A 23738-nucleotide genomic window follows, 5' to 3' on the forward strand; every position below is an offset into this window, starting at 1 on the left:
CATTTAGGACCGGGGAACCGCCTGCGTTGCATCCTACCCGGCCCTGTGGAATAAGAGAGTTCGGAAAATGATTCAGACCGCGCTGCATTTGGTGGATAAAGATACGATGGATAAGCAGAAGGCACTCGAAGCCGCCCTTGGGCAGATCGAACGCGCATTTGGCAAGGGCTCGATCATGAAGCTCGGCCAGCGCGATAGTGCGGTGGATATTTCAGCCATTTCGACCGGATCACTTGGCCTTGATATCGGGTTGGGGATTGGCGGTCTGCCGCGTGGCCGCATCGTCGAAATTTACGGTCCGGAAAGTTCGGGTAAAACCACACTGGCCCTGCACACCATTGCTGAGGCACAGAAACTTGGCGGGACCTGCGCCTTTGTCGATGCCGAACACGCGCTTGACCCGGGTTACGCCCGCAAGCTTGGTGTGAATACCGACGAACTTTTGATTTCGCAGCCCGATGCGGGTGAACAGGCGCTTGAAATCGCCGATACTCTGGTGCGTTCCGGTGCGATTGATGTTCTGGTCGTCGATTCGGTTGCTGCCCTTGTGCCGCGTGCCGAACTTGAAGGCGAAATGGGCGATACCCATGTCGGTCTGCAGGCTCGTCTGATGAGCCAGGCCTTGCGTAAACTGACCAGCTCGGTCTCGCGTTCGAACTGCATGGTCATCTTCATCAACCAGATCCGTATGAAGATCGGTGTGATGTTTGGCAGCCCGGAAACCACCACGGGTGGTAACGCGCTTAAATTCTATGCGTCGGTTCGTCTTGATATCCGCCGTATCGGTCAGATCAAGGACCGTGACGAGGTCGTCGGCAACCAGACCCGTGTGAAGGTTGTCAAAAACAAGATGGCGCCGCCGTTCAAGCAGGTCGAGTTTGACATCATGTATGGTGAAGGCGTTTCCAAGATGGGTGAAATCCTTGATCTTGGCGTCAAGGCCGGGATCGTTGAGAAATCCGGTTCGTGGTTCTCTTACAACTCGACCCGGATCGGTCAGGGCCGCGAGAATGCCAAAACCTTCCTGCGTGAAAATCCGGAAATGACCGCCGAAATAGAACGCAGCATCCGCGAAAGTGCTGGCCTGATCGCCGAAGCAATGACCAGCATGAGCGATGATGAACCGTCAAATGACGATGATGCGTGATTGCTGACTAACGATTGTCGCTAAATACATCAAACGGGCCCTTCGGGGCCCGTTTTTTGTCGTGAGGCGGGCAAATCCGCAATTGCCCCAAAATGATCAATATTGGCCGGAACCTGCAAAAAACAAAGGCATTCAGGCTGCCTTAATTGTACCAAATCAGGGGTTTGGCAACGTGTGAGGGAACTTTGTCTTTTCGGCTCCGTTATGGATGGTGTGAACAAAATCACGTCGAGCAAACAGGAGAAACCGAAATGTCCGACTTTTGGAAAAAGATTTTCGCCGTTGCTATGATTTCCGCCATGGGCCTTGGCCTTGCCGCTTGTGAAACCGCCGAAGGGTTTGGCCAAGATATGGAAAATGCTGGTGAAGCCATTCAGGATGAAGCCAGCGAGTAAGGCATCATCGCGGATTTTCGCTCGCTGACGGGACTTTTGGATCAACTCCATCACCCGCAAGCAGCCAAAGCCTAAAAAGGAGATAACATCATGTTGGGTTGGGCAGTCTTTTGTCTCATTCTGGCGCTTGTCGCCGCCGTCCTTGGTTTTGGCGGCTTGGCAGGTACATTTGTCGGGATCGCGAAGATCCTGTTCTTCGTCTTCCTCGTACTGTTCGTTGTTTCGCTTTTGGTCAACGCACTGCGTGGTCGTCGTCCACCGATCTGATCGCGGTATAGACAATAATACGAGCAAACGGAAACGGGCGTGCTGCGGCACGCCCGTTTTTCTGCGTGACTTTTAAATCGTCGATGCAGGAAAGAGTTGCCAGCCGGACGTGACCCCGACAAGATAGCAACCGATTTCGGAAGCCATATGCCTTGCGTCAGAAGCAGGCCGCGGCCGCCTTCAAAATCAACATGTCGTTAAAGGCAGGAGCATTCAAACGATGACTATTTTTGTGAAACGTATTCTGGCATTGGCCCTGATTGCGGGTTTTGGCATGTCGCTTGCCGCGTGTGAAACCGCCGCCGGATTTGGCCGCGATGTTGAAAAACTTGGCGAACAGATTCAGGAAGGCGTCGACAAATAACCATCACGCGTTTCGGAATTTACGAAAGCTCCCACCGTGATCACCTGTTATCTCAAATATATTGTCGACATGCATAAAATCCCCGAGTTCGAGGATTATGCCCGTCGCTGGATTCCCATCGTCAACCGGATGGGCGGGACGCATCACGGCTATTTCCTGCCCCATGAGGGTGCCAGCAACATTGCATATGCCCTGTTCAGCTTCCCGAGCCTTGCGGCATACGAAGATTACCGAAACCGCATGGCCGATGATGACGAGTGTGTTGCGACACTCGAACTTGAAAAACTTAACCGCAGCATCATCAGTTACGAGCGCAGTTTCATGCGCCCGGTTCTTGATTAGGCAGGCATACCCGATCATGCCGTTGTGGTGTTCCGGTGCAATGCCGGATGCAGAAATCGTCACTTACAACACCGCAAAGCCTTTCCCCGACTGGACAGCACAGAGCCGAGCCGCTAAATAGGGCAGTCGCGCCGTAGGTTTGCGGCAGCGATTGTTCCGCGTTTTCCGGGTTGGAGAGAGATGCAGACCGTTAACGATATCCGCACCACGTTTCTGGAATTCTTCCGCAAGAACGGCCACGAGGTCGTGTCTTCCAGCCCGCTGGTACCGCGTAATGACCCGACCCTGATGTTCACCAACGCAGGGATGGTCCAGTTCAAGAATGTTTTCACAGGTCAGGAACAACGCGATTATTCACGCGCGACCACCTCGCAGAAATGCGTGCGTGCCGGTGGCAAGCATAACGATCTTGAAAATGTCGGTCATACCGCCCGTCACCACACCTTCTTTGAAATGCTAGGCAACTTTTCGTTCGGCGACTATTTCAAGGAAAACGCGATTGAATTCGCCTGGAACCTGATCACCAGGGAATACGGCCTCCCGGCAGACAAGCTGCTGGTTACCGTCTATCACACCGATGACGAGGCCCATGGTCTATGGAAAAAGATCGCCGGTCTTACTGATGACCGCATCATTCGCATTCCGACGTCTGATAACTTCTGGTCGATGGGCGATACTGGTCCTTGTGGTCCGTGTTCGGAAATCTTCTTTGACCATGGTGATAAAATCTGGGGCGGTCCCCCCGGCAGCCCTGAAGAAGACGGCGACCGTTTCATCGAAATCTGGAACCTCGTCTTCATGCAGTACGAGCAGATGGCTAATGGCGAACGCGTCAATCTGCCAAAGCCGTCGATTGATACCGGCATGGGCCTTGAACGTATTGCCGCCGTCCTTCAGGGCAAGCACGATAACTATGACATCGACCTGATGCGGGCCCTGATCGAGGCATCGGCGGATGCCACCAGCACCGATCCCGATGGTCCGCATAATGTGTCGCACCGCGTGGTTGCCGACCATCTGCGTTCGACCAGCTTCCTGATTGCCGATGGTGTTCTGCCGTCCAATGCGGGCCGTGGTAACGTTCTGCGTCGTATCATGCGTCGCGCCATGCGCCATCTGCACATGATCGGGACGCAAGACCCCGTGATGTATAAACTGGTCCCGGCACTGGTGCGCAAAATGGGCGGTGCCTTCCCGGAACTGGTTCGGGCGCAGGCACTGATCGAAGAAACCCTGAAGCTTGAAGAGCAGGGCTTTAAAACCATGCTTGACCGCGGTCTCAAGATGCTTGATGACGCGACCGATGGCATGACCGAGGGCGCGACCCTTTCGGGCGATGTGGCGTTTAAGCTTTATGATACTTACGGCTTCCCGCTTGATCTGACGGCTGATGCGCTTAAACCGCGCAAGATCGGCATTGATGAAAGCGGCTTTACCTCGGCGATGGAAGAACAGAAAGCCAAGGCCCGTGCCGCATGGTCGGGTTCGGGCGAAGCTGCAACCGAGGAAGTCTGGTTTGACATCAATGACCGTGATGGCGCGACCGAATTCTTGGGCTATGAAACCGAAAATGCCGAGGGCGTTGTCACGGCCCTGATCAAGGATGGTGCGGAAACCAAAACCGCGACCAAGGGCGATGAGGTTGCCATCGTTGCCAACCAAACCCCGTTCTTCGGGGAATCCGGTGGTCAGCAGGGCGATGCCGGCGTGATCAAAACCGAGAAGGGTGCCGTGATTGAAATCACCGACACCCAGAAGAAACTCGGTGCGCTTCATGTGCATCTGGGCAAGGTTGTCGAAGGTGATGTTTCGGTTGGCGATGCCGCCGAATTCCGCGTCGATCATACCCGCCGTTCGTCCTTGCGTGCGAACCATTCGGCGACCCATCTTCTGCACGCGGTCATGCGCAAGCATCTGGGTGATCACGTCACCCAGAAAGGATCGCTGGTTGCCAAGGATCGTCTGCGTTTCGACGTATCGCACCCCAAACCGATCACCGCCGAAGAAGCCGCTATAATCGAATTCGACGTCAACCGTCTGATCCGCGAAAACAGTGAAGTCACCACCCGTCTGATGACCCCGGACGAGGCGATTGAACTGGGCGCGATGGCGCTGTTTGGCGAAAAATACGGTGATGAAGTCCGCGTTGTTTCGATGGGCCTGCCCGAAGCGAACGAACATGCCTATTCGCTTGAACTTTGCGGTGGTACGCATGTCAAACGGACCGGCGATATCGGTATGTTCAAGATCGTATCCGAAGGTGCGGTTTCAAGCGGTGTCCGCCGTATCGAAGCCCTGACCGGCTCGGATGCCGCAAGCTATATGGCGGCCCGCGATCAGCTTCTACAAACCATTTCGGCCGATCTCAAAGCCGTACCCGAAGATGTTCCGGCACGTGTCAAAGCCTTGCAGGATGAACGCCGGAAGCTTGAACGCGAAGTTTCCGACCTGCGCAAGAAGCTGGCAACAGCCGGTTCGGGCGGGGCATCGGGTGCTGACGCGTTCAAGGAAGTCAATGGTGTCAAACTGGCTCTGCGTGTTCTGGACGGTATTCCGGCCAAGGAACTCAAGGGCATGGTTGATGAATTGCGCGATCAGATGGGATCGGGGATTGTTGCCCTTATCTCGACCGATGGCGGCAAGGCATCAATCGTTGTCGGCCTGACCGAAGACCTCGCCGGTAAATTCAGCGCGGTCGATCTGGTCCGTGTCGGTGTCGAAAAGCTTGGCGGCAAGGGGGGCGGTGGCCGCCCGGATATGGCACAGGGCGGTGGCCCCGACGCCGATCAGGCCGACGCGGCACTTGCCGCGATTGAGGCAACGGTTGCTGGCTGAGCAGTTGCAGTGCGAATTAAAAAAGGGCCCCACAAGGGGCCCTTTTTACTGGCGCTGTGATGAGTTTCAGCCTTGCAGTATATGCTTATTGAGTTGCGCAAGCTTCTGCTGCTTTTCCTCGTCCGTCATTTCTTCATCTTCGTTTACTGTCAGAAGCTCCTCTGCCGATGTTGGCAGCGTGGATTTGGAGGCTTCATCCTGCTGGCCGATCAGTTGGGCTTCGGTTCGTGACTTGGCACCTGCATTTGCCGCAAGCGGGTCAAAAGGCAAAGTATCCGATAGTGGTGCGGCTTTGCCTGAGCTGGCATCGTCTCCCTGCCGTTGGCGCATGAAGGCGATGGTTTCTTCGGGGACCTGTTTGTTCGCAACGTTGATCCCCAGCTTTTGAAACGATGCAACATTGAACTGGGACGGATTAATGCTGGTCATGCAGTGTTTTCCAAAAGTTTTACCCTGAAAAGTTGCAAGCAATAATCAGACCACCCGTTCATCTATGTGCCGTTGGATTTAACTGTCGTATGATCATTTCTGGATAGCGGCATTTCTTGCCGGGTTGCGTTTTCCACTACGCCAGAGCTGCCAGCCGAGGTTCATGCCGGTTGCGGCAATCACAATCGCCACTGCCCCGATGATCTGGGCGGTATCCGGGCGATAGCTAAACGCAATCAGGTCGACCAGGATCGCAACGACCGGATAGATGAAGCTGAGCGATCCTTGCAGATGGGTGGGCAGTTTCTGAACCGCGCCATACATCAGCACATACATGATCCCGGTATGAACCACGCCAACCGTGACAAGCGCGCCCCAGCTTGATGGCGTATCGGGCAGGTTATCAAGATTGGCAAAGGGGGCGAGCAGCAGAATGCCGACACAAACCTGAATGAGCGCGATCAGATGCGGCGGGGTACCTTTCAGCTTTTTGGTAATGATGGCAGCCACCGCCCAGAAAAAGGCCGCGACCAATGCCATCGCGATACCGCCTGCATAATTGGTGCCGGTAAAGCCGCCATCGGGCTTGCCCGATATGATCAACAGCAATCCGCCAAATGCAATCGCAAGCCATGCAAATTTATTGGCTGTCAGTTTTTCACCAAACAGCAATGCACCGAACATTACCAGCATGAAGGGCTGGGTATTGTAAACGGCTGTTGAAATGGAAATCGATGCCATCGAATAGGACTGGAATAACAGGAACCAGTTTGTCACGATGGCAACACCACCAAGCGCGGCCCAACCCAATATCCGCAGGTTCAAAAGTCCGCGTAAAAACCCCATGCCAGTGCAAACGACAAGCAGGGCCCCAGCCCCAAATACGCACCGCCAGAAAACAACATCAAGAGCGGATTGCCCTGACATCACAACGAACCAGCCAATTGTGCCCAGAATCGTCATGGCCGCGGTCATTTCGACCGTGCCGCGCAGTTTTTCATCCATCGGAATGCTCCGTTAAACTGATTTTATGGATGAAATTTGCGCCTTTTTTCGGCTTTGTTCCATGGTCTGAGATTGAAAATGTCGGTTCTTTACTTAATTATATAAAGTTTATGTCGAATATTTATAGGAAAAGTAAAGTGATCGACGAAATCGACCAGAAGATACTGAAAATCCTGATTGGTGATTCGCGTATCTCGCAAAAGGAACTGGCAGCCCGTGTCGGGCTATCATCCCCCGGCGTGGCGGAACGGGTCCGGCGTCTGGAGGAACGCGGCGTTATTCGGGGCTTTACCATTGATGTAAATCCCGAAGCACTTGGCTATCCGCTGCAGGCGATCGTACGCATTCGTCCGCTGCCGGGCAAGTTGCATATCGTTCAGCAGATGATCGAAGAAATTCCAGAATTCGGGGAATGCGACAAGGTCACGGGCGATGATTGTTATATCGCGCGTCTGTATGTTCGCTCGATGGGGGAACTTGATACATTGTTGGACCGCATTGTCGACAAAGCGGAAACCAACACATCAATCGTGAAAGCGAAGTCGGTTGAACGGCGCATGCCACCGCCGGTCATGCGTTGATGGTTTCCGGTTATCGGTCTGCCGGGTTTTGCGTGGCAAAGGCCACCAGTTCATCTATGAAAACACGTTGGCGTTTGGGCATGAAATCGGTTTCGGGCCAAACAGCAAAGATATCGCGCTGTTCGGTTTCCCAGTCAGGCAAAAGCGGTACAAGTCGTCCAGCCCGCAGGCTATTGCCGATAATGCTGTGTGGTACAAGGCCGATGCCGTGGCCTTCTTCTATCATAAGTGACGCCAGTTCGATCTCGTCGACGTCAAACCGGCCATCAACGCTGAATACCTCGTTGCGTCCTGTTTTGCGGTGGGTCAACCGCCAGGTTCGAAGCGGACTTGCGACAATCATCGCATGATAACGCAGTTCTTCGGGCGATGTCGGTGTGCCGAATTTCGCCAGATATTCCGGGGCGGCACAGGCAACCAGATAGGTGTCACACAGCTTTCGCAGGACGAGAGATTGCTGGGTTTGCTTGCCGACACGGATGGCGACATCAAAATTGAATTCGCCAAGCGGCAATACACGATTGGACAGGGTCAGCCGCAGATCAATATGGGGATGATTACGAAGAAAAGTGCTGAAAAATGGGGCGAGCCAGCTTCGGGCGAGATTGACAGGCAAGGCGACCTTCAAAATCCCGGCAGGCTCGTTATGGCGTGTGTCGATACTTTCAAGCGTTCTGTTCATTTCGGTGACCAGCGGGCGTAACTGGTCGAAATAGGTATGCCCGGCATCAGTCAGGGCGAACCGTCCGCTGCCGCGTAGCAGCAGTTTGCAGCCCAGCTTTTCCTCCAGCTTTTGGAGGCGTCGGCTAAGTGTCGCCATCGGAACCTCCAGGGCAATTGATGCCTGCCGGAGGCTGCCAAGTTCGGCTATGCGAATGAAAAGGGCGAAATCGTCCAGTTGCGCATGTTCCATATATGGAAACTTAAATCCCGAAAATATCCACTATTCCCGAAAATGAGATTATCGCATTGTCCGCTCCATGCCCACCGTAAACGGGAACCAAATCAAAGGAGCCTCACATGCTTCCGGCACGTTTTTATCGTTTTGTGTTTTCCGGTCTGATGTCGATCTGGCTGTCGACCCTGATGACCGGGCTGGTGACACTGATCAATACTGGTATCGACCCCGAATTTCTGCTGCGCTGGGGGCGGGCATTTGTCATTGCCTGGCCTATTGCCTTTTCGCTGGTTCTGATCAGTGGCGGCACGGTGACGCGCATCGCAAATAACCTGACCCGCCATTCACGTGTTCAGGCCGCTGAATAATCGTCTTTGGCCTGTTGCTGTCGCAGGACACGGTTGACGGCACGTTCAACCGCCCTGCGATCAGCCGCCTCGGCAATGTTTCGCGCGGCCGTCCGTCCGATAAGGCGCGCATGATCGCGCAGGGTGTCCTGCTGTTTGGCTGTTTTGGCCTGTCCGATCAGACTTTCAAGAACTTCTGCCATTGGCAACAATACATAGGGTTTGGTGCTTGCCGATTGTCGGATCTGGTTAAATGCCGCGTCCAGCATCTCGCCGAAATCCGAAAGATGGGCACATATCCGTTCCTGTCCTTGCTCGTCCCGCCAAAGGCCCAACGGGGAATGAAAATTCATCGCCTGCGGCATGGCCCGGCCCAGACGATAAATCACCGCAATTGCGGTAAACGGGTCATTGATGCCCGGTGACAATGCGCGCAGGGCGACCTCGACCAGCTGGCGCAGGGCGAACTCGATATCAAGCATCGCGGTGCGCTGATTGCCAATCAGTATCTGTTCGGTAATGAAATTCCGGTATTCGCCGATGTCGTCTGTTGCATTGGCGGCATTTATGCTGATTTCTCCGATAATGTCTTCGGCAATCACATGCTGTCCGGCGTGGATTGTCAGGGCGATATGAATGTCTGCCTTGGTCGCAACCTCCAGCAAACCTTCATAATCGATGCCCTGTACATAACCAGATTTTGCGGCTTTGATGGCTCTGTTGGGGTTGATTGTTCCCGCATCAGGCAGGGTGCATCCGGCTTCTGCTGCATGGTCGATTGGTCGTGAAAGCGTTTCCAGCGACGATGCAATCGTTTCTTCCAGATTTCCGCCGACTTTCTGGATGACCTGATCCGCTACAATGGATCGACCCAGATGGTGCACAAACAGAATCAGGACAAACAGGCTTACGACAAAAAGGATAATCCCGGTTATGGCGGCAATTTGCGGGACCTGATCCTCCTTGCCCTGGCCCCCCATGATGACAAGGGCCGTGATCAGAAACAGAATGGATCCGACAAAGCTGCCCAGTGCATTTTGTGTTTTGGGATCACCCATAAAATTGCGAATGGTGCGAGGGCCCAGTGATCCGGCGGCAAGTGTCAGAACCACCATGGTTACGGACAGGGCAAAGGTGGTCATGGTCACAAGAGTGGCAAGAAGGGTTGATGTCAGGTCCTGTACCGTTTGAACCGTTCCGAAACGCGGCCAGAAATCCGGCAGGCTGGCAATCATGTCCTCGCCCGGGAGGCGAATTGCCAGCAAGGCAACAGCGGCACCGCCAATCGCATAAAGCAGCGGAATAAACCACAAGCTGTGACCAAGAAACTCCCATATCCGGATAAATCGGTGAAACATTTACTGCGGTCCTGTTCTTGCCGTGTGCTTTGCGTGGCGACAAATGCCGCCCGTTGGCAGAGCCGAAACCGGGACAGCGATCCAGTGTTAAACGTATGAGGTTAAAGCCGGTTCCCTTTTTTCTGCGTTTGGGTGCATCCGTTGAGTGTTCGGATGAATGCCACCCATGCAAAATTCGCGATTGTTTGGTGTTAAAAAATGAACCAAATTCGATTTTACGTCATTTATTGAAAAGGCAGGGATATGGCAGCCCCGAACGACCCGGAAAAGCAACCGCTGAGACAGCGGCCAAACCGCATTGAAAAACGTCAGCAGCGCGAGGAACTGATCCTTGAACGCGCGGGCGAGCTGATTGCGGAATACGGGTTTTTCGAACTGAAGATGTCTGATCTGGCCCGCGCCTGCGATATTTCGGTTGGCACACTTTATGCCCATTTCGCCAGCAAGGAGGACTTGCTGCTTGGGCTTGCGATTCTGGCGGGGCAAAAACGCGCCGGGTTTTTCGATTATGCCCGTGCTCATGACGGCAGTGCGATGGAAAAGTTCATTGTCGCAAGCCTGCTTGATATCCGCTTTTCCATTGATCACCCGCAATGGTTTGAGGCCGAATATCTCGCTCTGGCCCCTTCGATCTGGCAGCGCGCAACCCCGTCGCACCATCAAAGCCAGCTCGCCGGGATCGGACGTATCACCGAAATGTTCCAAAGCTTCCTGTCCGATGCTGCCAATGAACTGGGGGTATCGGGCGATGTGATCGCGCAGACCCGCAACCTCAATCTTGGCAGTTGGGGGCTTTCATTTGGCATGAATGCCCTGGCCCTTTCAGAAATAACCGACCGCCATTACGGCACTGAATTGCGCAGCAATGCGATTGACATCTTCTGCGACAGTCTGGCCGATCTTTTGGCCGGGGCGGGATGGCATGTCGGTGACGCCCGCCAGATCGTGCGCGACCTTGCCGCCCGCTATGCCGATCTGAAATAGCCACTGGCGACGCTATCAATTAACCACCGCCACCAAAATGCCCCACGGAGTATTCGCCCCATGTCCCAGGAAACCAAAACCATGTCCGCGGTCTTTTTGACCGTGCTGTTCGGTTTTGCCGGGTTCAGCCTGCCTTATCCTGTTTTCAGCCCGATGTTTCTGAAACCCGAACTGGGTTTTCTTGATCCCTCGGTGCCCACAGAATACCGCACGATACTTTTGGGTGTCGCCATGGCGCTTTATCCCATCGGGCAGTTTATCGGTGCACCGTGGCTGGGGCGGGTATCGGACAAGCTTGGCCGCCGTCCAGTTCTGATGGCGTCGCTGACCGGTGCGGCCCTTGGCTATCTGGTGACCGCCTATGGGGTGGCGACTGCAAATTTGCCGTTGGTTTTGATTGGACGTTTTGTGTCGGGCCTGTGCGAGGGCAATATGGCGATTGCCCAATCGATTGCATCGGATATCAGCCGTCCGGAAACCAAGGTGCGCAATTTTGGTCTGATCACGGTCGCGATCAATGTCGGCTGGATCATCGGCCCGCTGATGGGCGGCTTTTTCTCCGACCCGACCATTCATCCGTCCTTTAACGTTTCCTGGCCGTTCTATTTTGCCGCTGGTATGTATGCCTTTAACCTGCTGGTGGTATTCGTAATCCTGCGCATTCCTGAATATGCGCGCCGTCGCGGCACGCCAAAGGGCATGACGCCACCCGCTACCCGCACGGTCTGGGCGACGATCAAGGACCCCGACCTTTTGCCGGGTTATGTGATTTCGTTCTTCAGCTATATCGCGGTTTATATCTTCTTTGCCTTTTTCGGGGTCTATCTGGTGCAGAATTACGACGTCACCAGCAGCTTCCTTGGCATGTGTTCGGCAATCATTTCGATCCCGCTGATCCTTGCCGGATTGACGGTTGATCGTGCGCAGAAGATTTGCGGCCTGATCGGTGTCGGAACTCTTGGCCATCTGTTTTTGGGGATCGGCCTGATCACGTTCCTGATCCCCGATGGGCTGGTGTGGATATTTGTGCCGATGTGTCTGGCGGCATTCGGTATTGCCTGGTGCGAGGTGACGACCAGCCTGTTTATTTCCAACGCAGCCGGATCACATGAACAGGGGCAGGCGCTTGGCGTTTACCGTTCGGCCCATGTTCTCGCCGAAGCCGCTGCCGTTCTGATTGGCGGTGTGCTGGCCGGGATCGCCAGTTACGCGCCCTTCTTCCTTGGCTTTATCGCCGCAATGCTATGCGTGATCGGCATTCTGGGATGGCTGCGCATTCGGCAGGCAACCGCAGACGTTCCGGCAGCATAAGTTTCAGATATCAATCGGTGTATGGGCGGCACGTGCAATCAGTTTTGCCGCCTTTTCACTGGCTTTCCGGTCTTTGCCGGGTAGTTTTGCAAGGTCATCGGCCAGTGCTCGGGTATCGTCGATTCCGTCAAGGTCGGCACTGATCTCCATCACCCGGTCCCAGATTGCCTTGTCGTCCATATCCCCCATCACGGTCAAGGTGATAGCGCGGTTAAGGGCGGCTTCTGCATTTTCGGGATCATGGCTCAGGATCAGTTCGAACGCTTCAAAGGCTGCAATCAGATGCCCTTCGCGCAGGTTGATAACGCCCAGATCGTTCGATGCGACCATTGATGCCGGATCGATCCGCAAAAGCTGCTCGATCGCGCGGCGTTCGCTTTCGATATCGTCATTGGCGCGATGTGCTGTTGCGATCAGCCGGTGGATGTTGGCATTGCCCGGCTGGTGATGGGCGGCGTTCTGAAAGGCGCTTAACGCATATTCGGGCTGTTCAAGTTCCAGAAGGGCCTGCCCGCGTAAAATCAGCAAATCGGGGTCGGTCGGATGATGACGCAAAACGACATCGACATGGTTAAGTGCCGAACGGGCATCCCCGTTTTCAAGCAGCGCGCGTGCAATGTGATGCAGGCATTCCTCGTGGCCTCCATCAGATTGCAGCACAGTACGATATTCGCCGAGTGCTTCGGTCAGCGAACCTTTTTCATGAAGGGCGCGGGCCAGCCCGAACCGTGCTTCAAGATTATCCTCATCCTCGCCAAGTGCCTGGCGCAACATATTGATCGCGGCGTCATATTGGCGGCGTTTAAGCGCGGCAAGCCCCATATCCGCAAAGGACATAGTGGTCATGCAAATTCTCCCAACCTTGGTGTCATTCCGTTGCCCGGAACATCAAATTTATCGAATTTCGATGGGATTATAGGCGGTGGTGCGATCATTTCCACCCCCGATCTGCAGAAAGTCAAACCTACCCGGGACGGCAGGTCGCGATCACAAATTATTGTCGCTTGCGCAGGGTTTCAGACGGTAGAACACCGAACTGCCTTGCATAGCTTTGCGAAAAGCGTCCGGCATGGGCAAAGCCCCATTTCATCGCGATTTCGGCAACGCTTGCCCCATCCTCGCTGTCAAGAAGGTCTTTATAGGCATGGCTTAGGCGCACCGATTTTAGATACGCCATCGGCGATATGCCATAGGCGGCATTAAACGCCGTTTGTAACGTCCGATAACCGCAATCCGCATGCTGTACCAGCGTTTCAAGTGTGATCGGTGTATGGGCGTGGGCGTGGATGTAATCGCGTGCCCGTTTCACATAATGCGGAACCGCGTTGGATTTCGTTTGCCCATGCAGAAGTTCTGAACAGGAATTCGGAAGCATCATCAGGATATTTGTCAAAAGCAAATCCTGAAGACCGCTCAGAACAATGGAATTGTCGGAATTGAGTAGAGGACCATCAAGGGCCTGTGCTATGTAATTCAGGGTATTGCATACATGCCGACCCGGTGCGGAGGCCAGATCAAGGCTGATTTCAAAGCCTGGATCCGTGGCTGAGCCATCATTGCCCAAAAGCATCCGGCAATGTTTGGAGAGAATATCTTTTGGCAACCGGACGCCAAAGCAGGCAAACCGGTCTTCGTTCGCGAAAAGGGGCATGCGCATGTCGCGGATCAGTCCGCGTCTGGTCGAAATCGTGTAATCCCGCCCCTGATGCTGGACCGTGCCGCCGCCTTCGGTCGGGATGATCATGAACAGTGCATCATTATCGCTTTCTGGTGTCCGAAGCTGGATGCGGCAATCGCCAAAGGATGAATGCAAAACCTGCAAATCGCCCAAGGCAGTCCCCCGAACCGCGACATCGAAAAATGCAGGTCGTTCGATCAGGTCCAGTGAATCAATGGAATTCAGATCAGCCAAAAGGGCACGTGTCTCGTTCAGATCACGTGATGATAAAACCTGATGATTCTCAAGATATGTCACACAAGCATCCCCGTGACGCATTGCAAAATTGCAATGGCGCAAGCTTTGTAACTCCCCCGGGCACCAGAACTTTATAACAGTTTGGAATTTTTATGATTTTCAATGATGGTAAGCTATTGGCTTTAACGGCACAAGCTCGTTGAACCGGGCGGCTCGTGAACTCGTCCCTTGCCCTGCGAGCGGCAACATCCTAGGTTAACGTAAACGTCAACTTATGTTGCAGGGCAAAATGAAGTTTCAGGGTACGGAAAATTACGTCGCGACCGAGGATCTGATGGTGGCGGTCAATGCCGCGATCACGTTGCAGCGGCCGCTTCTGGTCAAGGGCGAACCGGGGACCGGCAAGACCGTTCTGGCCGAGGAAATTGCAAAATCGCTTGGCAAGAAGCTGATTACCTGGTCGATCAAATCGACCACGCGTGCGCAGCAGGGGCTGTATGAATATGACGCGGTTTCGCGCCTGCGCGATAGCCAGCTTGGTGACGCGCGCGTGCACGACATTGCCAATTACATCGTCAAGGGCAAGCTTTGGGAAGCGTTTGAGGATGAAAGCGCGCCGGTTCTGCTGATTGACGAAATCGACAAGGCCGATATCGAGTTCCCCAATGACTTGCTTCAGGAACTCGACCGGATGGAATTCTTTGTTTACGAGACACAGGAAACCATCAAGGCCGCCAATCGTCCGATCGTGATCATCACATCGAATAATGAAAAGGAACTGCCCGACGCGTTCCTGCGCCGGTGTTTCTTCCATTACATCCGCTTCCCGGATACGGAAACCATGGCCGAAATCGTTGCTGTCCATTTCCCCGATATCCAGAAACGTCTGGTGTCGGAGGCATTGAACCTGTTTTACGACATGCGCGAAGTTGGTGGGCTTAAGAAAAAACCGTCAACCTCCGAACTACTTGATTGGCTTAAACTTCTGATGGCCGAGGACCTGCCACCCGAAGCATTGCGTGCCAAGGATGCCAAAACTGCCGTGCCGCCACTGCATGGGGCATTGCTGAAGAACGAGCAGGATGTTCACCTGTTCGAACGGTTGGCCTTCATGGCGCGGCGCGAAGGGCGTTAGAGCATCATGTTCACCGGCTTTTTCTTTAAGCTGAAAGAGGCCCGCGTTCCGGTCAGTTTACGGGAATATCTGACGCTGCTGGAGGCCGTCGAAAAGGGCCTTGCGAACTATGCGGTCGAGGATTTCTATTATCTGGCACGCGCAGCACTGGTGAAGGATGAACGCCATCTTGACCGGTTCGATCAGGTCTTTGGTGCCCATTTCAAGGGCGTGATTGATCTGATGGACGGCATGGATGAAGTCGCCGAGGCCGATATTCCCGAAGAATGGCTGCACAAGCTTGCCGAAAAATTCCTGACCGACGAGGAAAAGGCCGAGATCGAGGCGCTGGGCGGTTGGGAAAAGCTGATGGAAACCCTCAAACAGCGGCTTGAGGAACAGAAAGGCCGCCATCAGGGCGGCAATAAATGGATCGGCACCGCCGGGACATCGCCCTTTGGGGCCTATGGCTATAACCCCGAAGGGGTGCGGATCGGGCAGGATAAATCCCGCCATCGCCGTGCGGTCAAGGTCTGGGACAAACGCGAGTTCAAGAACCTTGATGACAGTGTCGAAATCGGCACACGCAATATCAAGGTGGCCCTGCGGCGTTTGCGCAAATGGGCCCGGACCGGGGCAGCCGATGAACTTGATCTGCCCGGCACCATTACATCAACCGCCCGACAGGGATGGCTTGATGTGCAGATGCGGCCTGAACGGCATAATGCGGTCAAGGTCCTAATGCTGTTTGATATCGGCGGGTCGATGGATGACCATATCAAGGTCTGCGAGGAACTGTTTTCTGCGGTCAAAACCGAATTCAAGCATCTTGAATATTATTACTTCCACAATTGCCCCTATGAAGGGCTGTGGAAGGACAATGCGCGCCGCCGTACCGATCAGGTTTCAACATGGGATGTGATCCGGACCTATGGTGCGGATTACAAGCTGGTGATTGTCGGTGATGCCACCATGAGCCCCTATGAAATCACCTATCCCGGTGGTTCGGTCGAACACTGGAATCAGGAAGCCGGGGCGGTCTGGATGCAACGTTTGCTGGATCATTTCGAACATGCCGCCTGGATCAATCCGCAGGCGGAAAACTGGTGGCAGTATCACGGCTCGATCCAGATCATGCACAAGCTGATGGACGGGCGGATGTATCCGCTGACGCTTGAGGGGCTTGATCGGATGACGGGAGAACTGAACCGCTAGGCACCCGTCTGATAGATCAGGCAGGTCCGAGAAACAGATAGCTTTCAGTTTTGGCGATGCCTTCCATGGCGCGCACGGTCGTGACCACCTGATGAAAATCCGAAAGGGCAGGGACCTGAATTTCCGCGATCAGGTCCCATTCGCCATTGGTGGTGTGAAGGGCGGCAAAGCCAAGATTTTTCCGCAGGCTTGCGACCAGCGTTTTCACATTCTTGCCCGATAGCTCGATCATCATCACGCCCCGGATGGTACCATCGGCGGCATCGTCGCGCAGGCGCACGGTAAATCCGGCAATCATGCCCTGATCGATCAGGCGGTCCATACGGGTTTTAACCGTCCCGGCCGCCACCCCCAGAAGTTGTGCCAGTTTCGGGACGGAAGCACGCGCATTGACGCGAAGTTCGGCAAGGAGGCGACGGTCAAGATCATCCATGATTTCATCCTGATTTGACGATTTCGTCAATTATCCAGACGGAAACATCAATTTCCAATCGAAAATTGTATCAAACTGGGATTTTAACTGATTTCGGCAAAGCTTATCCTGCTGCCAAATCATCAGGGAGCAAATAAATGACCATGCCGGAAGATCGATGGGCCCCTTATGCCCGCACCGCTGAAATCGCCGACCGTCTGACCCGTTTTGGCAGTGTCACCGGCAGTGCCGGGGAAGCCGATATCACCGGCCTGATCGTCGATATCCTGCGCGAAATTCCCTATTTTCAGGACAATCCCGACAATATCGCGGTGATCGACAGCCACCTTGTCGCGGGTGGCAGTCGCATGGCCAAAAGCGTTGTCGCACTGGTGCGGGGAACCGGGCGCAAGACAATGGCAATGGCCGGGCATTTTGATGTGGTTTCGATTGAAAATTATCACGACCTGAAACATCTGGCCTTTGCCCCGGATACGCTTTGTGAGGCCCTGATTGCCGATCTTTCGAGCCGGGAAAATCTTAGCGATGCCGAGGCACTTGCCTTGCGCGATTTTCAGACCGGCGATTTCATTCCTGGGCGCGGGTTGCTTGATATGAAAAGCGGTGATGCGGCGGGCATCGCGTTTCTGGAACATTTCAGCCAGCAGTCGGACCGGCAGGGCAATGTCGTCCTGTTCCTGACCCCTGATGAAGAACGCAATTCATGCGGCATGCGCAGCCTGCGTAACGCGTTGCCCGACCTGATCACACGCTGGGGCCTTACCATTGTCGGTGGGGTCAATCTGGATGCCAGCAGCGATACCGGCAATGGCGAGATCGGGCGCGCAATTTTCCATGGCTCGGTCGGAAAGCTTTTGCCCTTTGCCCTTGTTGCCGGTTTGCCAACCCATGTCGGTTATCCGTTTGACGGCATTTCGGCCCATGCCATCGCATCGGAAATCATGCAGGCGATCGAAGCCAACAGCGAACTGTGTGATCGTGGTCTGCGTGAAACCGCACCACCCCCGGTCTGTCTTGAGGCCCGCGATGTGCGCGACATTTACGAAGTCACCACGCCTGAACATGTCTGGATGGCGTTTAACTGGCTGGTGATGGGGAAAAGCTGCGCTGAACTGATGGGCGACTTCACCAACATCGTAGAGGATGCCGGAAACCGCGCACTTGAACAGTTCACAGGCAATGCTGCGCGTTATGCCAAAGCCAACGGGCAAGCCGCCCCGGCAGCTTTGCCTCCCTTGCGCATGGTAACGGTTGCCCAATTGCGTGACATGGCGTTTGCATCCGGGGGCAGCGATGCGCTTGACCGGATCGACGCGGTGGCCCTTGAAACCGCACGGGATAACAATCCCCTGAACCGCACGCGCATTCTGGTCCGTGCGATGCTGGCCGAGGCGCATCTGCGCGGCCCCGCGGTGATAACCGGAATGGCCGGTCTGCATTATCCGGCCGTGCATGTCGATATGGCAAAGGATATGGACCGGGAGTTTTTGGATGCGATTGGCCGGGCCCGCACCACGATAGAGGGTCGTCACGAAACGCAAATTTGTGACCGTGGTTATTTCATGGGTATATCGGATATGAGCTTTTTCGGCCATGCAACCGATGCGGGCGATACCGAAATCATCGCTGCCAGCACCCCGATAGCTGAACTGGTGGATCGTCCGGTTGACAATGCCCTGACCTATCCGGTGGTCAATATCGGCCCGTGGGGCAGGGAATATCATCAACGTCATGAACGGCTTTATGCGCCCTATGCCTATTGTGTGCTGCCCGATTTTCTGGCCGAAATCGCGGGCGAGCTTTTGGGCTGAACAATCCGTTTCAAAGCAATCCATGGAAGGCGATCAGGCGTAACAGTTTCAAGAAACTTTGCGCTCTCGCCTTCTGCCTTGTTCCTGCCGCATCGTTTCGTCACTATGCTGGGCAAAACTTATGCGGAAATAAGGAGTTATGGGATGCTGATGAAATCTGCCCGTGCGGCCATTCTGGGAGCGGCGCTTGCCATTCTGCCTTTGTCGATCACACCGGCAATAGCACAGGACAGTACCCTTGAACGGGTTGTGATCGCCCATCGCGGGGCATCGGGCTACCTGCCCGAACATACCCTTCCGGCAAAGGCGCTTGCCTATGGCATGGGGGCGGATTTCATCGAGCAGGACGTGGTAATGTCCAAGGACGGTGTGCCGGTTGTCCTGCATGACATCCATATCGATACCACGACCGACGTTGCCAAGAAATTCCCCGACCGCAAACGTGAAGATGGCCGGTACTACGCCATCGACTTCACGCTTGAAGAACTCAAAAGCCTGAATGTTACCGAACGGTTCAAAGCCGATACCGGCGAGCAGGTATATCCGGATCGCTTCCCCGGCGAATATGCGATTTTTAAAATTCCCACACTGGAAGAAGAAATCGCCATGATCCGGGGGCTTAACAAATCAACCGGGCGCGATGTTGGCATTTATCCTGAAATCAAGGACCCGGCCTGGCACAAGGCCGAGGGGCAGGATGTGACCGCTGCGGTCATCAAGATCATGGAGCATTGGGGATATGGCACTCCGGAATCCAATTCCTTTGTCCAGTGCTTTGACTGGGCTGAAACCAAGCGTATTCGGAATGATCTGAAATATCAGGGCAAGCTGGTTCAGTTGCTGGGTGAAAACAAATGGGGTGCGCCCGAAGGCACGGATTATGATTATCTGAAAACCGATGACGGTGTCGCGGAAATGGCAAGCGTCGTCGATGGTATCGGCCCGTGGCTGCCGCAGGTCATCGAAGGTCTTAGTGCGGATGGCAAGGCGATCATGACGCCAACCCTGATCGCAGCCCAGCGCGCGCAGTTGAAAGTCCATCCCTATACCCTGCGCGCGGATCAGTTGCCGAAATGGGCGGGTGATATGGATATCGCGCTTAAGGCGATTTTTGATGATGCCGGGATTGATGGCATCTTTACCGACTTCCCCGATCAGGTTGTCGAATATCTGGCGGCAAGGCCGCAACAGGACTGACCGGAAGGATCAAATACCTCTGCCCCGGAACAGTTTCGGGGCAGTATGCGTTCTGACCCGGACAGACGGGGCGAAATAGACTGTTTCCAATGTGATCGTTTTCGTAAGGCGGCAATTGTCGCATGCTGGAGGCGACAGTTTTTTTTAATCAAGGAGGCAAAATTGGCCAAGGTTCTGGTTCTTTATTATTCAATGTACGGGCATATCGAAACCATGGCGAACGCGGTGGCCGAAGGTGCGCGTGGTGTGGCGGGTACACATGTCGATGTCAAACGTGTGCCCGAAATCATGCCCGAAGATGTCGCCAAGGCTGCGGGTGCGAAGCTCGATCAGGTTGCGCCGGTTGCTGCGGTTTCGGATCTTCCAGAATATGATGCGATCATCTTTGGCGTGCCGACACGCTTTGGCAATATGTCGGCCCAGATGCGCAACTTCCTTGATCAGACCGGCGGCCTTTGGGCCAAGGGCGCATTGATCGGCAAGATCGGTTCGGTCTTTGCCTCGACCGGAACCCAGCACGGCGGTCAGGAAACCACCATCACCTCGACCCATACTACGCTTCTGCATCATGGCATGGTCATCGTTGGCGTACCATACAGCTGTGCGGGATTGACCAATATGGACGAAATCACCGGCGGTTCGCCCTATGGTGCAACAACACTGGCCGGTGCCGACGGTTCGCGTCAGCCATCGCAGAATGAGCTTGATATCGCCAAATTCCAGGGAAAACACGTCGCAGAGCTGGCTGCCAAGCTGGCCGTTTGACGGATTACAGTATTGATGAAAGGCCGCGCAGATAGGTCTGCGTGGCCTTTTTGTTGACCAGATTGGGGGGGGATACGGAAACAATCAGATGCCTGATTGATCATTGTTTCGCGACAGTTTTCTGCCAGATTGAGGGGTATGAAAGTTTCACGGATCGCAGCCGAACGCATTTCCGGTTGCTGACAGGAGGACCCGATGTCTGAACAGGGTAAAACCCCGCGTGGCGTTGCCCGCGTACTTCGCGCGATGGATACATCCGATGGGGCTGGTGTGTCGCTTAAACGATCGGTTGGATCGCCGCAGCTCGATATGCTTGATCCGTTTTTGATGCTCGATTCAATTTCGACCGATAATGCCGACGAATATATTGCCGGTTTCCCCGAGCATCCGCATCGTGGCTTTGAAACCGTGACCTACATGGTCGAAGGTGCCATGCGCCACAAGGACAACATGGGCAATGAAGGTGTCCTGCGTTCGGGTGGTGTGCAATGGATGACCGCAGGCAGCGGGATTTTGCATTCCGAAAGTCCGGAACAGGAAAACGGTCTTTTGCAGGGTTTCCAGCTTTGGATCAATCTTCCGGCCAAGGATAAAATGGTCACCCCGCGTTACCAGAATATCGAAGGTAGCGACGTCGCCGAATTCAGCTCCGAAGACGGTGTTGATCTGCGGCTTGTTGCGGGTGAATTCATGGGTAAAACCGGCCCGGTTAATGGCATTGCTACCAAGCCGGTCTTTATCGATGCCAAACTGGCGGCTGGTCGCGAGGTAACCCTGCCGGTGCCCAAAGGCCATGCCGCGATGGTTTATGTCTTTATCGGGGACGCAATTGTCGCCGATCAGGCTGTCGCCACGCATCATCTGGCCGTGCTGGAAGATGGTGAAAGCATCACGCTTAAAGGCGGTCCCGAAGGCGGGCGGATGCTTTTGATCGCGGCCCGTCCGTTGCACGAACCGGTTGTTCGCTATGGCCCGTTCGTCATGAGCAGCAAACAGGAACTGATGCAGGCCTTTGACGATTACCAGCGTGGCCGGTTTGTCCGTGCGGCGGCTGTTTCCTGAAAATATCTTCATGAAATTCTCAAAACCCCGTCAAACTTTTGGCGGGGTTTTTCTTTTGCGAACATCCGTCGATACTGTGGGATGGGCATTTCAATAGCTTACGTGGCTTGAAAGAAATACCTGCGCCCCTAACCTATAAGATGCATGGGGCAGTAATGCCCTGCGGAGTGGGTCGGGAATGAAAAAACAATGGGTCATGATGCTGGTGTTGACCGCGTCGCTGATGATGGCGACGCAGGCAAAAGCCGATCATGTCCGGATCGTGACCGGGGATTACTTTGCCCCCTTTACCGGTCGTGATCTGCCCGATGGCGGTATCATGACCGAGATTGTCCGCCGCGCATTCGAGATTGCCGGATATGATCATGCTGAAATTATCTGGCGGTCCTGGCGTCAGGGCTATGACATGACGGTAAGGGGTGAGGTTGAAGGCACTTTCCCTTATGCTTATACCCCGTTCCGGGCACGCTCGGTCCTGTTCTCCGAACCGGTTGCCAGCCTGTCAGCGTTTGGCTGGTATGCGAAATCTCGCCAGAATTTTGAAACCATCGATGATTTGAATGGTGCGGCACTTTGCCTGCCGCTGGGGTATGCCGAACTGGGCAGGACAAGCCAGATGCTTGCAACCGGGCGGGCAACCCGCCATGCACCGCCCGATATGCGCACCTGTTTCAAACTTCTGGGAGCCGGGCGGGTTGATATTGTCGTGGCCCCGCGCTCGGAAGCACGCGATTCCATGCGGGCCGCCGGGTTGGAACTGGGTCATTTCGGCCATATCGACGAGCCGCTGTCGACCATGCCATTGCATTTCGTGGTCGGCCTGAACCATCCCAGGGCAGGCAAAATCATGCAGGATTTCAATACAGCCCTCAGGGAACTGGACGAAAGCGGCGAACTGGCTCGGTTGCTGAGCCGCGCGCAATACTGATCACCTGAACGGATCGAAAGATCCGCCAGCGTCATGATTTTCCGGCAACATCATCCTCGACAATCCAGCCTTTTTCAGTGCGGCATGCGGTTTTTATCTGGCTGCTGGTGCGGTTGTGCGCGCTCAGGGATTGGCTATAGGTGCGGCACCAAGCGCCCTTGTCGGTTTGCACCGTTTTAAGCGGGGTAACTGCAATCGTAATGTTACCCTTGCTGATCATGGTTTTACCTGAAAGCGTATCTTCCAGTGTTGTCTGAACCAATGCTGTAAGGCGTTTGCGATCCGCTGCCGGGATTTTGGTCGGTGCCGGGCCAAAGGTAATCAGTTCCTCACTATGGTCCTGACCCGATTTCCAGTTGCGTTCGCGTTTGACGTAATAACCGATTTCGGGCGCGTACCACCATTTCGTGGTTTGCATCCACCATTGCTGCCAGTAACGTGCACATTCAACGATATAGGTATCAAAGGTCCCGGCTTCGACCGTCACGGTTTCCGTTGCGGGCACGCTGCAGCTCAGCCATTGTTGATACTGATCGGGCTTGCCGGTTTCAGGATCGATGTTTTCCGACGTGGTATAAATCCGGACCTGCTTGTCAAATGACAGCGGCCAAATGCTTTCTGATCCGTCGCGAAGGGATGCCGTGCCGGATCGTTTTTGACCTTCCTTATCGGTATAGGACCATTCAAGATTAGGCAGGGTAAAATCGTCCGTCGTGACGAAACTGTAATCGCCTCCGCCATTCCAGAAGATTTTTTCCCCCGACGTTTTGGTCACGTACACCGCCCGGCCACTGTCAAAGACAAAAGCATCCCCGGTTCCGAATTTCGGCAAATTCGCCGATCCCATATCCGGACCATCATTGGTCCGTTTTGTTGCATAGGCGGACATGCCGTCATTGAGTTCATTCAGGGATTGGGAAAAACTGTCGAGTGTATTGGTCACCTGACAGCCAGCGGTTGCGGCCATCGCCAGAAAAGGAAAAATCGCCATCGCATATCGCGAAGCGGTCAAGCAGCACATCGATCCTGATCCTC

Annotated in this window: 25 protein-coding genes; 17 read left to right on the plus strand and 8 right to left on the minus strand. The window is 54.5% G+C overall.

What is annotated here, in order from left to right:
- Positions 1-67: 67 nt before the first annotated feature.
- The 6 genes from recA (at position 68) to alaS (ending at position 5350) form a co-directional block, all read left to right on the plus strand.
- Positions 68-1147, plus strand: coding sequence for a recombinase RecA (gene recA, locus J7395_RS10280; protein WP_062961010.1), 1080 nt, complete (start codon positions 68-70; stop codon positions 1145-1147).
- A 251-nt stretch (positions 1148-1398) separates the two neighbouring features.
- The gene (locus tag J7395_RS10285; RefSeq protein ID WP_209221392.1) at positions 1399-1542 is read left to right on the plus strand and encodes an entericidin A/B family lipoprotein; all 144 of its coding nucleotides are present in this window, start codon (positions 1399-1401) and stop codon (positions 1540-1542) included.
- Between the two features lie 90 nt (positions 1543-1632).
- Positions 1633-1809, plus strand: a complete 177-nt coding sequence (locus tag J7395_RS10290; RefSeq protein ID WP_082824831.1) for a DUF1328 domain-containing protein — start codon at positions 1633-1635, stop codon at positions 1807-1809.
- Positions 1810-2029: 220 nt separating this feature from the next.
- Entirely contained in the window at positions 2030-2173 is a 144-nt protein-coding gene (locus J7395_RS10295; RefSeq protein ID WP_062952850.1) for an entericidin, read from the plus strand.
- Positions 2174-2209: 36 nt separating this feature from the next.
- Complete coding sequence (locus J7395_RS10300) at positions 2210-2515, plus strand: NIPSNAP family protein (protein ID WP_209221393.1); 306 nt, start codon at positions 2210-2212, stop codon at positions 2513-2515.
- Between the two features lie 180 nt (positions 2516-2695).
- Positions 2696-5350, plus strand: coding sequence for an alanine--tRNA ligase (alaS, locus tag J7395_RS10305; RefSeq protein ID WP_209221394.1), 2655 nt, complete (start codon positions 2696-2698; stop codon positions 5348-5350).
- A gap of 66 nt (positions 5351-5416) precedes the next feature.
- Here alaS and J7395_RS10310 read toward each other — a convergent pair whose 3' ends face one another.
- Both J7395_RS10310 and J7395_RS10315 read right to left on the minus strand, forming a co-directional pair.
- On the minus strand, positions 5417-5821 hold the full coding sequence (locus J7395_RS10310; RefSeq protein WP_209221395.1) for a hypothetical protein: 405 nt from the start codon (positions 5819-5821) through the stop codon (positions 5417-5419).
- A gap of 51 nt (positions 5822-5872) precedes the next feature.
- Positions 5873-6784 (minus strand): DMT family transporter, encoded by a 912-nt coding sequence (locus tag J7395_RS10315; protein ID WP_209221396.1) that lies wholly within the window; start codon positions 6782-6784, stop codon positions 5873-5875.
- A gap of 137 nt (positions 6785-6921) precedes the next feature.
- Between J7395_RS10315 and J7395_RS10320 the strand changes: the two genes are divergently transcribed.
- Positions 6922-7365: an Lrp/AsnC family transcriptional regulator gene (locus J7395_RS10320; RefSeq protein WP_114111733.1), complete on the plus strand. Its 444-nt coding sequence runs from the start codon at positions 6922-6924 to the stop codon at positions 7363-7365.
- Positions 7366-7375: 10 nt separating this feature from the next.
- Here J7395_RS10320 and J7395_RS10325 read toward each other — a convergent pair whose 3' ends face one another.
- The gene (locus J7395_RS10325) at positions 7376-8278 is read right to left on the minus strand and encodes a LysR family transcriptional regulator (protein ID WP_209221397.1); all 903 of its coding nucleotides are present in this window, start codon (positions 8276-8278) and stop codon (positions 7376-7378) included.
- Positions 8279-8385: 107 nt separating this feature from the next.
- Between J7395_RS10325 and J7395_RS10330 the strand changes: the two genes are divergently transcribed.
- Entirely contained in the window at positions 8386-8631 is a 246-nt protein-coding gene (locus tag J7395_RS10330; protein ID WP_062952845.1) for a DUF2798 domain-containing protein, read from the plus strand.
- Here the strand turns inward: J7395_RS10330 and J7395_RS10335 are convergent.
- Entirely contained in the window at positions 8616-9968 is a 1353-nt protein-coding gene (locus J7395_RS10335; RefSeq protein ID WP_209221398.1) for a DUF2254 domain-containing protein, read from the minus strand. The two genes, J7395_RS10330 and J7395_RS10335, sit on opposite strands and share 16 nt — an antisense overlap.
- Before the next feature lie 243 nt (positions 9969-10211).
- Here J7395_RS10335 and J7395_RS10340 point away from each other — a divergent pair, with 243 nt between their 5' ends.
- Positions 10212-10952: a TetR/AcrR family transcriptional regulator gene (locus J7395_RS10340; RefSeq protein WP_209221399.1), complete on the plus strand. Its 741-nt coding sequence runs from the start codon at positions 10212-10214 to the stop codon at positions 10950-10952.
- A 60-nt stretch (positions 10953-11012) separates the two neighbouring features.
- Positions 11013-12263 carry an MFS transporter gene (locus tag J7395_RS10345; protein WP_209221400.1) on the plus strand — a complete coding sequence of 417 codons (1251 nt, stop codon included), beginning with the start codon at positions 11013-11015 and terminating at the stop codon, positions 12261-12263.
- A 3-nt stretch (positions 12264-12266) separates the two neighbouring features.
- Here J7395_RS10345 and J7395_RS10350 read toward each other — a convergent pair whose 3' ends face one another.
- Both J7395_RS10350 and J7395_RS10355 read right to left on the minus strand, forming a co-directional pair.
- Positions 12267-13109 (minus strand): tetratricopeptide repeat protein, encoded by an 843-nt coding sequence (locus J7395_RS10350; protein WP_209221401.1) that lies wholly within the window; start codon positions 13107-13109, stop codon positions 12267-12269.
- Between the two features lie 148 nt (positions 13110-13257).
- On the minus strand, positions 13258-14238 hold the full coding sequence (locus J7395_RS10355; protein ID WP_209221402.1) for an AraC family transcriptional regulator: 981 nt from the start codon (positions 14236-14238) through the stop codon (positions 13258-13260).
- Between the two features lie 229 nt (positions 14239-14467).
- On the opposite strand from J7395_RS10355, the gene J7395_RS10360 reads away from it, so the two are divergent.
- Together J7395_RS10360 and J7395_RS10365 are read left to right on the plus strand one after the other, a co-directional pair.
- Entirely contained in the window at positions 14468-15313 is an 846-nt protein-coding gene (locus tag J7395_RS10360) for a MoxR family ATPase (RefSeq protein ID WP_209221403.1), read from the plus strand.
- A 6-nt stretch (positions 15314-15319) separates the two neighbouring features.
- Positions 15320-16507 carry a VWA domain-containing protein gene (locus tag J7395_RS10365; RefSeq protein WP_209221404.1) on the plus strand — a complete coding sequence of 396 codons (1188 nt, stop codon included), beginning with the start codon at positions 15320-15322 and terminating at the stop codon, positions 16505-16507.
- A 16-nt stretch (positions 16508-16523) separates the two neighbouring features.
- Here the strand turns inward: J7395_RS10365 and J7395_RS10370 are convergent, their stop codons facing one another.
- Complete coding sequence (locus J7395_RS10370; protein WP_209221405.1) at positions 16524-16940, minus strand: Lrp/AsnC family transcriptional regulator; 417 nt, start codon at positions 16938-16940, stop codon at positions 16524-16526.
- Between the two features lie 137 nt (positions 16941-17077).
- On the opposite strand from J7395_RS10370, the gene J7395_RS10375 reads away from it, so the two are divergent.
- The 5 genes from J7395_RS10375 to J7395_RS10395 all read left to right on the plus strand — a co-directional run bounded on the left by J7395_RS10375 (position 17078) and on the right by J7395_RS10395 (position 22703).
- On the plus strand, positions 17078-18751 hold the full coding sequence (locus J7395_RS10375; protein ID WP_209221406.1) for a M20/M25/M40 family metallo-hydrolase: 1674 nt from the start codon (positions 17078-17080) through the stop codon (positions 18749-18751).
- 144 nt (positions 18752-18895) lie between these two features.
- Positions 18896-19948, plus strand: coding sequence for a glycerophosphodiester phosphodiesterase (glpQ, locus tag J7395_RS10380; RefSeq protein WP_209221407.1), 1053 nt, complete (start codon positions 18896-18898; stop codon positions 19946-19948).
- Positions 19949-20110: 162 nt separating this feature from the next.
- On the plus strand, positions 20111-20713 hold the full coding sequence (wrbA, locus tag J7395_RS10385) for an NAD(P)H:quinone oxidoreductase (RefSeq protein WP_062953006.1): 603 nt from the start codon (positions 20111-20113) through the stop codon (positions 20711-20713).
- A 195-nt stretch (positions 20714-20908) separates the two neighbouring features.
- Positions 20909-21775, plus strand: coding sequence for a pirin family protein (locus J7395_RS10390; RefSeq protein WP_209221408.1), 867 nt, complete (start codon positions 20909-20911; stop codon positions 21773-21775).
- Positions 21776-21953: 178 nt separating this feature from the next.
- Positions 21954-22703, plus strand: coding sequence for a transporter substrate-binding domain-containing protein (locus tag J7395_RS10395; protein ID WP_209221409.1), 750 nt, complete (start codon positions 21954-21956; stop codon positions 22701-22703).
- A 31-nt stretch (positions 22704-22734) separates the two neighbouring features.
- On the opposite strand, the gene J7395_RS10400 is transcribed toward J7395_RS10395, so the two are convergent.
- Positions 22735-23694 carry a hypothetical protein gene (locus J7395_RS10400; RefSeq protein ID WP_209221410.1) on the minus strand — a complete coding sequence of 320 codons (960 nt, stop codon included), beginning with the start codon at positions 23692-23694 and terminating at the stop codon, positions 22735-22737.
- Positions 23695-23738: the final 44 nt, after the last annotated feature.

Origin of the sequence: Thalassospira sp. A3_1 (genome assembly GCF_017744215.1) — a bacterium.
In the GTDB taxonomy this organism is placed as follows: Bacteria; Pseudomonadota; Alphaproteobacteria; order Rhodospirillales; family Thalassospiraceae; genus Thalassospira; species Thalassospira lucentensis_A.